Source organism: Caballeronia ptereochthonis (genome assembly GCF_001545075.1).
Lineage (GTDB): Bacteria > Pseudomonadota > Gammaproteobacteria > Burkholderiales > Burkholderiaceae > Caballeronia > Caballeronia ptereochthonis.
The window spans coordinates 59,164-72,144 of record NZ_FCOB02000032.1; the positions used below are offsets into that span (position 1 = coordinate 59,164).

The 12,981-nt window shown below is 68.6% G+C and carries 6 protein-coding genes; 5 read left to right on the plus strand and 1 reads right to left on the minus strand.

Going from position 1 to position 12,981, the window contains the following annotated elements; translation table 11 throughout:
• Positions 1-11: 11 nt before the first annotated feature.
• Both AWB83_RS28055 and AWB83_RS28060 read left to right on the plus strand, forming a co-directional pair.
• Complete coding sequence (locus AWB83_RS28055; RefSeq protein WP_510183549.1) at positions 12-488, plus strand: Lrp/AsnC family transcriptional regulator; 477 nt, start codon at positions 12-14, stop codon at positions 486-488.
• A gap of 325 nt (positions 489-813) precedes the next feature.
• Positions 814-1,035, plus strand: a complete 222-nt coding sequence (locus AWB83_RS28060) for a hypothetical protein (RefSeq protein WP_087048888.1) — start codon at positions 814-816, stop codon at positions 1,033-1,035.
• Positions 1,036-1,041: 6 nt separating this feature from the next.
• Here the strand turns inward: AWB83_RS28060 and AWB83_RS28065 are convergent, their stop codons facing one another.
• Positions 1,042-3,606, minus strand: a complete 2,565-nt coding sequence (locus AWB83_RS28065; RefSeq protein ID WP_087048889.1) for an FUSC family protein — start codon at positions 3,604-3,606, stop codon at positions 1,042-1,044.
• A 221-nt stretch (positions 3,607-3,827) separates the two neighbouring features.
• On the opposite strand from AWB83_RS28065, the gene recC reads away from it, so the two are divergent.
• Genes recC through AWB83_RS28080 form a run of 3 tightly spaced genes read left to right on the plus strand, consistent with a single transcriptional unit; the run spans position 3,828 to position 12,960 of the window.
• Positions 3,828-7,235, plus strand: coding sequence for an exodeoxyribonuclease V subunit gamma (gene recC, locus AWB83_RS28070; RefSeq protein ID WP_087048890.1), 3,408 nt, complete (start codon positions 3,828-3,830; stop codon positions 7,233-7,235).
• Positions 7,232-10,933: an exodeoxyribonuclease V subunit beta gene (gene recB, locus AWB83_RS28075; protein ID WP_087048891.1), complete on the plus strand. Its 3,702-nt coding sequence runs from the start codon at positions 7,232-7,234 to the stop codon at positions 10,931-10,933. The genes recC and recB overlap by 4 nt, the downstream gene beginning before the upstream one ends.
• The gene (locus AWB83_RS28080) at positions 10,930-12,960 is read left to right on the plus strand and encodes an AAA family ATPase (RefSeq protein ID WP_087048892.1); all 2,031 of its coding nucleotides are present in this window, start codon (positions 10,930-10,932) and stop codon (positions 12,958-12,960) included. Before recB ends, AWB83_RS28080 begins: the two co-directional genes overlap by 4 nt.
• Positions 12,961-12,981 lie beyond the last annotated feature (21 nt).

The window sequence follows — 12,981 nt, forward strand, 5'->3', positions numbered from 1 at the left end:
AGGGGTGCAGTATGGGAATGGACCTCATCGACCGCAAACTGCTCGAGTTGCTCCAGAACGATGTGACGATGCCCATCGCCGAACTCGCGCAGCGCGTGAATCTGTCGCAGACGCCGTGCTGGAAGCGTGTGCAGCGCCTGAAGGAGACGGGCGTGATTCGCGCGCAGGTGGCGCTGTGCGATCCGAAGAAGCTGGGCGTCGGCACGACGGTGTTCGTCGCGGTGCGCACGAACCAGCACACGCAGACCTGGGCGGAAGACTTCACGCGCGCGGTGCGGGACATTCCGGAAGTCGTCGAGGTGTACCGGATGAGCGGCGAGACCGACTATCTGCTGCGTGTCGTCGTGTCCGATATCGACGATTACGATCGCGTGTACAAGCAGCTCATCCGCGCGGTGCCGCTCTACGACGTCAGTTCCAGCTTCGCGATGGAGCAGATCAAGTATTCGACGGCGCTGCCGGTGCGGCCCGGAGCGGAATATCCGTGATTCGCGAGGCGCTCGCCCGAAAGAAAAATGCCGCCCGGGGAGGGCGGCGCAACACGTCCGGTCACTAGGTATCCCGGCCTTGCCCCTTGCAGCCCTTGCCGGGATCGGACGTGCATGGAATCGTGACTAGTATGGTCAACCGGGCGGGGAGCGTTCAAGCGGGACGGTGCAGCACAGAATTTCGCGGTGGTCGTGCGCGTTCCGAAACGGCGCCCGGCGAAGCGCCGCAAAACGCAGCGGCGCGGATTGCCGCAACCCAACTGAAAACCAACCCGGGTACCATGTCGGGTCCATCCCGAAAACACGCCACGAATCGCATCGCCCAATGATCGACGACCCCCGCGACCCCCGCCGCCCGAACGGTAAGCCCAAGAAAAATCCGACCCGCGCCGTCAGCGTGTTCATCGTGGTGGTGGTGCTGCTGGTGATCGGCACGATCCTCTTCAACGCGATCCGCGAAAAGCGCGAGTTCGATGAGCAGAACGCGCAACCGTCCGCCGCGAGCGACGTGCGCCCCGCCGTGCCGGCACTCGGCGCTTCTCGATAGCGCACGTCACGCCGGCAGCCGGATCTGCGCGGCGTCCTTGCTGATGAGCGTGGAGGCGGTCAGCATCTGCTTGCATTGATGCGCGAGCAGCTTCAGGTCGTGAAGCGCGTCGGCGGGCAGCGTCTGCGCGCGCTCGGCATGGATGACCATCGCATCGAGTTCGCGCCGCAGCTCCTTGAGCGCATCGGCCTGCAGTGCGGGCGGCGCATCGGGCTTCGGCGTCGCGGGCAGTTCGTCTTCCGCGAACCAGAGATTGTCGCGAACGATGCCGAACGTGCGCTGCACCGGCTCGAACGGCTGCCCGTCCAGTTCGTTGAGCGACTGCAGGAGCGGCGCGGCGGCGGTGATCTGCGAGGCGAGCACGTGGCTTTGCACGAGCAGGTCATTCAACTCGGCGACGTACTTCTGATGCGCCTTCGGCTCCAGCATCATCCGCTGGAACGCCTGCGCGAGATTGGCGAAGGCGATATGCACGTTCTTGCGCGCGAGCCGGTAGCGGTAGTCGCGGTCGAGCGCGGTGGCGGCGACCGTCGCGGCGGCGGAGGCGCCCTTGCTCGCCGTGGCCGCCGTGCTCTCGCCGATGCTTACCGACGACAATCGCTGCGCCGTCGCGCTCGCCGCCTTCATGGCCGAATCGGTGACGAGTTCGGGCTCGAGCGGCGGCGTGCCAGCCGATGGCTCGTTCGCCGCTTCGGCTGTGACCGTCACGGTCTGCGCCGGCGCCTCGGCAGCCGCCGATGACGACGCCACCACACCCGCGTTCGCATCGGCGAATACCGCGCGATCGACCGGTGTTTCCGCCGCGGCGGCGGACGCGGAGGCCGCTGCGCGGGCCTTTTCCGCCTGCGCCGCCGGCTTCGCCTTCCACCACCAGCTCGCTTCGAGATAGTTTCGCGTCGCGGCGAGCAGGTCCTTCACGAGCTTGCCCATCAGGCGGTATTCCCAGTAGGGGAAGAGATGGCTCGCTGCGATGGCGATCGCGCAGCCCACCACGGTGTCGATCGCGCGCTCGCCGATGAGACGCAGGCTGCCCGGCGCGAGCAGGTGGAACATCAGCAGCACATACGACGACGTGAACACGACGCTCGCCGCATAGTTGAAGAGCAGCAGGCTGTAGCTCATCACCATCGACGCGAACATCACGACGAGCAGGATATGCGGCTCCTTCACGAACAGAATCAGCGCGATGGTCACCGCGCAGCCGATCGCCGTGCCGATGATCCGCTGCGTGTTGCGCTGCTTGGTGAGCGAATAGCCGGGCTTCAGGATGATGACGGTCGTCATCACGATCCAGTAAGCGTTGGTGAGCGGCAGGAGACGCCCGAGCCAGAAGCCCACGCCCACGGCGATCGTCACGCGCAACGCGTGCCGGAAGCTCGGCGAGGCCATCGTGAGGTTCGAGAAGATCTGCATGAACGGCACGCGCCGGCTCGAGATAAAGCGCGACAGCGCGTGATCGATCTGCAGCTCGGTTTCGGTCGGGCTCGCGTCGTCGCGCGTGCGGCGGCGCATCTTGTCGATGAGGCGCGTCGCGCTCCACAAGCGCCTGAAGACGGCGGCCGCCGCCGCATAGGCTTCCGGATTCTTCTCCGGCAGGCCGTGCTTGCGCATCAGCTCCAGTTCGTATTCGATCGCGCGCAATTCGGCCTTCGTGCTGATCTGCCGGGGCGCCGGATTGTTCTGCAGCACCGCGAGGCCGATCTCTTCGAGATCCGCGGCCGCCTTTCTCATCAGGTCGCGATAGAAGACGAGCACGTCCGAGCCCGCGAAGGTCTTTCGCACGAGCGGATAGTCCGTATGCGCGCCGACGAAGAACTCGTGCAGATCCACCACATTGATGAACAGATTGAAGAGCCGCGCGCGCCGCGCATCGAGCTTGCCGCTCTTCACCTTCGGCAGATTGCGCAGCACGATGTCGCGCGCCGCTTCCTGGCGCTCGACCGCCGCGATCTGCTTTTCAATCAGCTTGCGATAGCACTCGTCGAGATCGGCGTCGCTGTCGTAGAACTCGGCGCGCGCGAGCATGTACTCCGCGCAGCTGAAGATGCTCTCGGCCAGAGCCTGCTGCTCGATGCGATAGACGAGCAGGCGGCTCACGAGCGTCGCCCAGTACGTGTACCAGAGGCCGCCCAGGAGAATCCACGACGCGTTGACGAGCGCCTGCACGGGCGTGAAATGCTCCTCCAGGGTGACGACCATCATGAAAAGCGTGGCAAAGCTGATCTGCGGCCAGCGATTGCCATATACGACGATCAGCGACAGCACGAAGGTGAGCGGCACGACGGTCAGCCAGAGCGTGAGCGGATGCGCGGTCGCGATGCCTGTCGCGAGCGCCGCGAAGAAGCCGATCACCGTGCACGCGAGCATCTCGTTGTGCTTGTGCTTGAGCGGCCCGGGCATGTCGACGACGCATGCGCCCAGCGCACCGGTCGAGATGGTGAAACCGAGCTCGCGATTGTGAAAGACCGTGAGCATCAGGACGGCGGGGAGCGACACGCCCAAAGCAATGCGCAAACCGCCGAAGAAATACTGGCTATAGATGAACTTCCTGATTTCGAACGAATAGCGCATCGACTTCCTGTTCTGACGCTCGTTTTTAGTGTCGCCCGTGAACGTTGCGGGAACCGGGGCGAGATCGAGTCTAACTCAACTCACAGACCCTTCGGACCCAGGCCGTTCGGCCAGGTTCTCGGCAGAGCGCCCGCTTTGCTATGCTGGCGCCTGAACTGACGAAGCTTTCCAAATACCGCCTCGGGTCATGCCGTCAGAGGCCGCATATCAAGCCGCTTTCCATGCTCGAACTCTTTTATTCGAATCGTCACGAGACGCTCGCCGCCGCGCTCTTCGAGGATCTCGCCGCATTCGCGATGCGCGAGGGCGATCCCTTCGCGCGCGAGGCCGTCATCGTGCCGAGCGCGGCCGTGCGGCGGCGGCTGGAGCTGGACATGGCGGAGCGTTTCGGCATCTGCGCGAACGTCGAATTCTGTTATCTCGCGCAGTGGCTGTGGGCGCGGATCGGGGGCGTGCTGCCCGTGCCCACGCATTCGCCGTTCGCGCCGGACCGGCTCGCGTGGCGCTGCTATCGGCTCTTCGGTGATCCGTCGTTCGGCGATTCGGCGCGGCTGTCCACGTATCTCGATGCCGCCGACGATTCGATGCGCTACGAGCTCGCACGGCGCATCGCCACGGTCTTCGACCACTATCTGACGTATCGGCCCGAGTGGCTCACGCACTGGCAGGCGGGCGGCTCGATTCTGGCGGGCCTGCCGGGCGTCAACGCCGAGATCGACGCACGCGGCCCGCGGCTCTCAGGCGCGAACGATATTCAGCGCGAGGACGAACGCTGGCAGGCGGCGCTATGGCGCGCGTTGCTCGCGGATCTCGCACGCGACGCGAACGGAGACACGCAAGACCCGACGCCGCCCGCCTACCGCTTTCTCGCCGATGCGCCCACGCTCGATCTCGACGCCGTGATGCGCGCGCAATGGCCACGCCGCATCAGCGTGTTCGCGCTGCCGACGATGCCGCCGCTGCATATCGCGCTATTGCGCGAACTGTCGCGCTGGATCGACGTGCGCGTCTACGCCGTGAATCCTTGCCGCGAGTTCTGGTTCGACATCGTGAGCGAGGCGCGCGTCGAGCAACTGGAACTGAAGGGCGAGGCCGACTATCAGGAGGTCGGCCATCCGCTGCTCGCGGAGTGGGGCCGGCAGACGCAGGCGCAGCTTCACATGCTGCACGAACTGACCGAGAGCGCGGCGTCGAGCGAGCGGCAGCACTTCGAGGAGAATCCCGCGCCGACGTGGCTCGCGCGCGTGCAGAACGGCATTCTCGCGCTCGACGACGGGAACGCCGGGCCGCAGCCCGAAACGATCGTCGAGAACGGCATCGAAGTGCACGTGTGTCACAGCCTGTCGCGTCAGCTCGAAGTGCTGCACGACCGGCTCCTCGACTGGTTCGACTCGATCGAAGGGCTCGAGCCGTCGGACGTGCTCGTCGCGTTTCCCGATCTCGCGGTGGCGGGGCCGCTCATCGACGGCATCTTCGGCACCGCGCCCGCGGGCGCGAGCAACGAGCGGCGGCGCATTCCATATCGCATCACCGGCCTGCCGCCGTCGCAGGCGAATCCCGTCGCGCGCGCGCTGCTCGAGTGGCTCGCGCTCACCGAGCGCAGCGTCGGCGCGCCCGAGCTCGTGGAATGGCTGCGCGTCGATGCGATCGCGGCGCGCTACGGCATCGACGCCATCGCGCTCGAAACCGCGCAGGCGTGGCTCGCGGCCGCGGGCGCGCGGCGCGGCTTGCGGCCGGACGAAGTCACGGCCGACGATGTGCCCGCCGCGCGCCACACCTTCGCCGATGCGCTCACACGTCTCTATCTCGGCTACGCGCTACCGGAGGGCGGCGCGCCGGTGGCGGACTGGCTGCCCATCGAAGGCGCGAACGGCTCGGACGCCGAGTTGCTCGGCCGCCTCACGCGCTTCGTCGACGACATCGACGCGTTCGCCGAGCGCATCGCGACGCCGCGCACCGCGCGCGCCTGGGGCGATCTGCTGCTCGATGCGCTCGAGCGTTTCTTCGATGCGGGCGTCGCGTTCGCCGACGCCATCGGCGACGTGCGCCGCGCGGTCGATTCGCTCATCGTCGCGATGGACGAAGGCGCGGGCGCAACCGAAGTGTCGGCCGCCGTGATCCGCACGGCGCTCACCGATACCCTCGACGATCCCGCGCGCGGCGGCGTGCCGTGGGGCGGCGTCACGTTCTCGTCGTTGACGAGCCTGCGCGGCCTGCCGTATCGCGTGGTCTGTCTGCTCGGCATGGACGACGGCATGCTGCCGAGCCTGACTCGCGCCGACGAGTTCGATCTGATGGCGCGCTTCGGCAAGCTTGGTGACCGTCAGCGGCGCGACGACGAGCGCAATCTGTTCCTCGATCTCGTGCTCGCGGCGCGCGACCGGCTGCTGATCGCGTACACGGGGCGCAGCATTCGCGACAACGCCGTGCTGCCTCCCGCCGCGCTGATCGACGAGCTGCTCGACTATCTGGCGCAGTCGGTCGCGGGCAAGCACGCCGGGCCGAACGAGCTGGAAGAAGCGCGCGCGCGCTTCGTGTTCGAGCATCCGCTGCAGCCTTACGCGCCCGATTATTTCGAACAGAAGGGCAGGCTCTTCACGTACGAACCGGAGCGCGCCGAGCTCGCCCGCGCACTGGAGTCGGGCACGGCGCCGCCGGTGGCGCCGTTCTTCTCCGCGCCCTTGCCGCCGGAAGACGAGGCGCATACCGTGGCGTTCGACGATTTCGTGCGCTTCTGGCGGCATCCCGCGCGCGCACTGCTGAGAGACAGGCTCGGCATCGCGCTCGTCGATGCGCAAGCCGAGCTCGACGACACCGAGCCGTTCGAACTGGGCTTCGCGGGCCGCGACGCGCTCGCCGACCGCGTGCTGCCGGCGCTGCTCGAAGCGGCCGACGATGGCGAGCGCGCCGCCCGCGAGCGCGCCCGGCGCGTTGCGCGCGCGAGCCCCGAGATGCCCGGCGGCGCGACGGGCGGCGTGTGGCAGGCGCGCGAGCTGCACGCGCTCGGTCAACTGGCGGAGCGCGTGCGCGCGTCGACGGCGGCGGGCGTGGAGCGTCTGCCATTCTCGCTCGATCTCGCGCCGCGCTGGCCTGACACCGCAGGCATTGCGCTCTTCGGCGCGCATGACGACGCGCTCGTCGACGAACGCGCGATGACGCTCGTCGGCACGCTCAACCGCCTGACGCCGCAAGGCCAGGTGATCTATCGCTACGACGCGCCGCGCGCGCGCGATTACCTGTCGGCGTGGCTCGCGCATCTCGCGTATTGCGCGGCACTGCCAGACGGCCCGTGCCGCACCGTCTGGCACGGGCGCGGCGCGCAATCGGCGGATTTCGAGCTCACGCCCGTCGCCGATCCGCACGCGCATCTCGCCGCGCTCGCGGCGCTCTATCGCGCGGGCCGCCGCATGCCGCTCAGGTTCTTCCCGAAGAGCGCGTGGCTCAAGGTGAGGGAGGGCGACGCGAAAGCGCAGGGCGCGTGGGAGTCCGAGCGCACGCACGCCGAATCCGACGACCCCGTATTCCGCATCGCATTTCGCGGCGCGGAGCTCGCGCTCGACGATGCCTTCGCCGCGCTCGCCCGCATCGTGTTCGAGCCGCTCGTGCAACATCTGCGGAGCGGCGCATGACGACATCATCCGTGGACAACGACACCGCCGTGCAGGAACTCGACGTCTTCTCTTGCGCGCTCGACGGCGTGAACCAGATCGAGGCTTCCGCCGGCACGGGCAAGACCTGGAACATCTGCGCGCTCTACGTGCGCCTGCTGCTGGAAAAGCGGCTCTCCGTCGAGCAGATTCTCGTCGTCACCTTCACGAAGGCCGCGACCGCCGAGCTGCACGAGCGCATCCGCTCGCGGCTCGCGGGCGTCGCGCATGCGATCGAAAACGGCGACGCGCTCGGCGACCCGTTCATCGAACGCCTCTTCGAGACGACGCTCGCCGACATGGACGCGGACGAAGCGTCGAAGCGCCTGCGCATCGCGCTGTCCACCTTCGATCAGGCCGCGATCCACACGATTCACGCGTTCTGCCAGCGCGCGCTGCAGGAGGCGCCGTTCGCCGCCGCGATGCCGTTCGCCTTCGAGATGGAAGCCGACGACAGCGCGCTGCGCTTCGAACTGGCCGCGGACTTCTGGCGCGAGCGCGTGGAGCCCGCGGCGGCGCGCACGCCGTCGTTCGCATCGTGGCTCGTCGCGAAGGGCGCGGGGCCGGCGTCGCTCGATGCGCAGCTCGCGCGTCGCCTGAAAAAGCCGCTTGCCGCGCTGCGCTTCGGCGATACGAACGCCGCCGAAGCGGCCGACATGCAGGCGCTGTTCGACGAGGCCTGCGCGCTCTGGAACGCCGAGCGCGACACGATCGTCAAGCTGCTCGCCGACGCCCAGGGCGCGCTCAAGGGCAACAGCTACAGCGCGAAGATCGTTCGCGAGGCCATCGATGCATGGACCTCGTACTTCGCCGAAGGGGACTGCCACGCGCCGCCGCCCGAAAGAGCGCTCAAGCTCACGGCGACCGCGCTCGCGAGAGGCACCAAGGTCAAGAACACGCCGCCCGCGCACGCGTTCTTCGATCAGGCCGATGCGCTCGCCGCGTCCGCCGCAGCCGCCGAGGCTGCGCAGCGCGCGCTGTGGCTCGAGGTCGTGCGCGAGTGGCTCGACTACGCACCGGCCGAACTCGCCGCACGCAAGCGCGCCCGCCGCGTCGTCTCGTTCGACGATCTGCTTTCGAACCTGCATCACGCGCTCGTCAAACATGCGTGGCTCGCCGAGGCCTTGCGCGCGCGCTATCCGGCCGCGCTCATCGACGAATTCCAGGACACGGACCCCTTGCAGTACGCGATCTTCAAGCGCGTGTTCGCGCCGCACGGTCCGCTCTTTCTGGTCGGCGATCCGAAGCAGGCGATCTACAGCTTCCGCGCCGCCGATCTGCACACCTATCTCGCCGCGCGCGACGGCGCGAGCGCGCGCTACACGCTCGCGGTCAACCAGCGCTCGACGCCGCCGATCATCGAGGCGTGCAATCGCGTGTTCGAAGCGAATCCGGCGGCGTTCATCCTCGATGGGCTCGACTATCAGCCGGTGCGCGCCGGAACCCGCAAGCGCGGCCCGTTCGTCGACAACACGCCGGCGGCAGCCTATTCGGACATCGCGGATTTCTGCGTGTGGATGCTGCCGCACGGCGAATCGGCGCTCACGAAGAGCAACGCGCAGCGCGAGGCGGCCGAAGCATGCGCCGCCGAGATCGCGCGCCTCTTGCGCGGGGCGCAGCGCGGCGAGGTGAGCATCGGCACGAAGCCGCTTTCGGCGGGCGACATTGCCGTGCTCGTGCAGACGCATCGGCAGGGCAGCCTCGTGAAGCGCGTGCTCGCGGCGTGGGGCATCGGCAGCGTCGAGCTCGCGCAGGCGTCCGTGTTCGGCTCGCTCGATGCCGAGCAGATCGAGCGCGTGCTCGCCGCCATCGATACGCCGGGCGATTTGCGCCGCCTGCGCGCCGCGCTCGCGACCGACTGGTTCGGGCTCGATTCCGCCGCGCTCTGGCGCCTCGAACATGCCGACGCGGCCGATCCCGAAGGCGAGGTGATCGATTCAACCAGCTGGGTCGAACGCTTCTCGCGCTATCGCACGATCTGGCACGAGCGCGGCTTCGCGGTGATGTGGCGCACGCTCGCGCGCGAGCTGTCGATCGCCACGCGCCTCGTCGCCCGGCTCGATGGCGAGCGCAGGCTCACGAACGTCAATCACCTCGCCGAACTCCTGCAGGCGCGCTCGGCGGAGCGGCCGGGCATCGCGCCCACGCTGCGCTGGCTCGCCGCGCAACGCGAGCAGCAAGGCGGTGGCGAGGAGGCGCAACTGCGTCTCGAATCCGACCGCAATCTCGTGCAGATCGTGACCGTCCACAAGTCGAAGGGTCTGGAATACGCGGTCGTATTCTGTCCGTTCCTGAACGACGGCGCCTTGCGCGAGCCGCCGAAATCGGGCTTGCCCGACGCGAAGGAATATCACGACGATGCGGGCGAGGCGGTGCTGCACTACGGTATCGAAGGCGACGAGGACGATCACGTGAGCGCGGCCATCGCGCGCGAGCAGGCGGCCGAGCGCGCGCGTCTCGTGTATGTGGCGCTCACGCGGGCGGTGTTCCGGTGCTACGTCGTCGCGGGCTTCTATCTGTCGAACCGGTCGACGAAGGAATCGCGCCGCAGCGTGCTCAACTGGCTGGTCGCGGGCAACGGAAAGGACTTCGATGCGTTCTGCGACGAGCCGCCCGAAGAAGCGGACATCGTCGCGGCGTGGAGCGCGCTCGCGGCGGAAGCAGGCGGGGCGATCGGAGTGGCTCCGCTACCGGTGATCGATGCGCGCGAGCCGCTCGCCGCCGATGCGTCGAACGAACATGAGATCGCCGCGCGCACGAACCGGCGGATTCTGCGCGACCGCTGGCGCATGGCGAGCTTCAGTTCGCTGATCGCGGCCGGCGCGCGCGACGAGGCGAACCAGTCGCAACCGGCCGAAGCGCGTCCCGACCACGACGAACTCGCTTCCCTCGATGAGGACGCGCCAGGCGAAGCATCCGCGCGCGACGCGGCGCAACTCGCCGCCGACGACATCCTCGCGTTTCCGCGCGGCGCGGCGGCGGGCGAATGCCTGCACCGCATGTTCGAGCTCGCCGATTTCACCGAGCCGTCGGGCTGGGCCGCGGCCGTCGAGCGCGCGCTTCACGAGCATCCGACGCCCGCTCCCGAGACGCTCGCGCCGCGCCTGCGTCCGATGATGCTGCGCCTGCTCGGCGACACCGTCGCCGCCGAAATCGCGCCGGGCATGCGGCTTCGCGATATCGCGATGATGCGCCGCATGAACGAGCTGGAGTTTCTGTTCCCGGCGGAATCGCTCGATTTCGGATCGCTGCGGCGCGTGCTCGCCGCGCACGGCTTTCCCGATGTGGCGCTGGAGACCGGCGCGCTGCGGGGCTTCATCAAGGGTTTCATCGACATGATCGTCGAGCACGACGGGCGTTACTGGATCATCGACTGGAAGTCGAATCATCTGGGCGACGCCGCATCCGACTATGCCGCCGCGCCGCTCGCCGTCGCGATGGCCGAGCACGCGTATCACCTTCAGGCGCTCATCTATGTGGTCGCGCTGCATCGCTATCTGCGCGCGCGCCTGGCCGGCTATGCGTATGACACGCATGTCGGCGGCTATCTCTATCTCTTCGTGCGCGGCGTGCGTCCCGGCTGGCGTGACGGTGATGCGGCGAGCGGCGTGCATCGCGGGCGCCCGCCGCTCGAACTGGTCGAGGCGCTCGATCGATTGATGTCCGGAGGCGCGGCATGAGCACGCCGGATGCATTGGAGGGGGCGCGGCCCGTGCCCGCGCCTGCGGACGAGAGCGCCGCGCTCGCGGAAGGCTTCGCGCGGCGCATCGGCGCGCTCGCGGCGCGGCTCGGCGCTAACGAACGCGGCGTGCTGTGGGCCGGGCGCGCCGCGCTCGCGATGAGCCGTGCGACGGCGCAAGGTCACGTGTGCATGCCGCTTGCGGCGCTGGCGCGGCGTCATGGCGAGCGCTTCGGAGAGGCGCGCGACGCGTTGCTCGCGAGCGGCGTCGCGTGCCTCGCGCGCAGCGATCAGCGCGCGGCTGCGGCCGATCTGCTGCCGCTCGTCATCGACGAGGATGGGCGGCTCTATCTCGCGCGCTATTTCGATTACGAGCGGCGGCTCGCGCAGGCGCTCGTCGAACGCTCGCGCGACGCGCGCGCGCCGATTTCACGGCAGGAACTGGCGCTGCAAGGCGGGCGCATCGCGCGCTATTTCGGACCGAACGCGGACGACGACATCGACTGGCAGCGCGTCGCCGCGCTCGCGGCCCTGTCAGGAAGGCTGACCATCGTGAGCGGCGGCCCGGGCACCGGCAAGACGACGACCGTCGTCGGCGTGCTCGCGTGCCTGCTCGATGCCGACGCGGATCTGCGCATCGCGCTCGCCGCGCCGACCGGCAAGGCGGCGCAGCGCATGCAGGAGGCGCTCATCGAGCGCGCGGACAAGCTGCCGCCCGAACTGGCCGGGCGTCTGCCGCGCACGTCGTTCACGCTGCAGCGCCTGCTCGGCGTGCAGGCGGACGGGCGCTTCCGGCATCATCGCGACAATCCCATGCCTTACGACGTGATCGTCGTCGACGAGGCTTCGATGATCGATGTCGCGCTTGCCGCGCATCTGCTCGAGGCCGTCGCGCCGACGAGCCGTCTCGTGATGCTCGGCGACAAGGATCAGCTGTCGGCCGTGGAGGCGGGCGCGGTGTTCGCGGAACTGAGCGCGGAGCCGTCGTTCAGCCAGACGGGCGTGGCGCGGATCGCGTCGGCGCTTGCAATCGACGCGAAACGGCTCGAAGCGGCGCTGCCGCGCGCCGAAGAACCGAAGCGCGCAACGTCGCACCCGTCGGGCGAGCCGCAACTGGGACTCTTCGATGCCGCGCCCGCCGACGACACGGAAGGCTATGGCGAACTCTTCGACACGCTCCCCGAAGACTGGGGCGAGCACGCCGCGAAGGGGAAGCCCGCGCTCACCGATTGCGTCGTCTGGCTGCAGAAGAACTATCGCTTCGGCCTCGATTCGGACATCGGACGCCTGTCCATCGCCATCCGCAACGGCGACGACAAGGCCGCGCTCGCCGCGCTCGACCCATCCGGCGAGCGCGCGGCCGTGCTCTTCGACGATGGCGACGCCGCGCTTTCCGAGCGCACGCTCGCTCGTCTCGCCAGGGGGTTCGCGCCCTACGCCGAGGCGCTCGCATCCGCGCTCGACGGCGCGCAGCCCGATCACGCGCAGCTCTTCGACGCGCTCAACCGCTTCCGCGTGCTGTGCGCGACGCGCAGAGGACGGCGCGGCGTGGATGAAGTGAACGCGCGCATCGCCGCGAAAGTGCGCGAGCAGGCGGGCATCGCGCTTGCGCTTGGTGCGCAATGGTTCGCCGGGCGGCCCGTGATCGTCACGCGCAACGACTATGCGCTCGGGCTCTTCAACGGCGATATCGGCATCGCGCTGCCGGGCGCGGACGGCCTCTTGCGCGTGGCTTTCCGGATGGCCGACGGATCGTTGCGCTACGTGTCGCCCGCAGCGCTCCCGCCGCACGACACCGCGTTCGCGCTCACCGTCCACAAGTCGCAAGGCTCGGAGTTCGAGCACGCGGCGCTCGTGCTGCCCGGCGCGTTCGTGCGCGTGCTGTCGCGCGAACTCGTCTATACGGCGATCACGCGAGCGAAGCGCAAGGTCGACGTGATCGGTTCGGCCGCGGTCTTCGCGCAGGCGGTCAGGGAGCCGACGCGGCGCGATTCCGGACTCGCCGCGAGAATGCGCCGTCTGGCATGAAACGAGCGTGCGAAGCGCGCA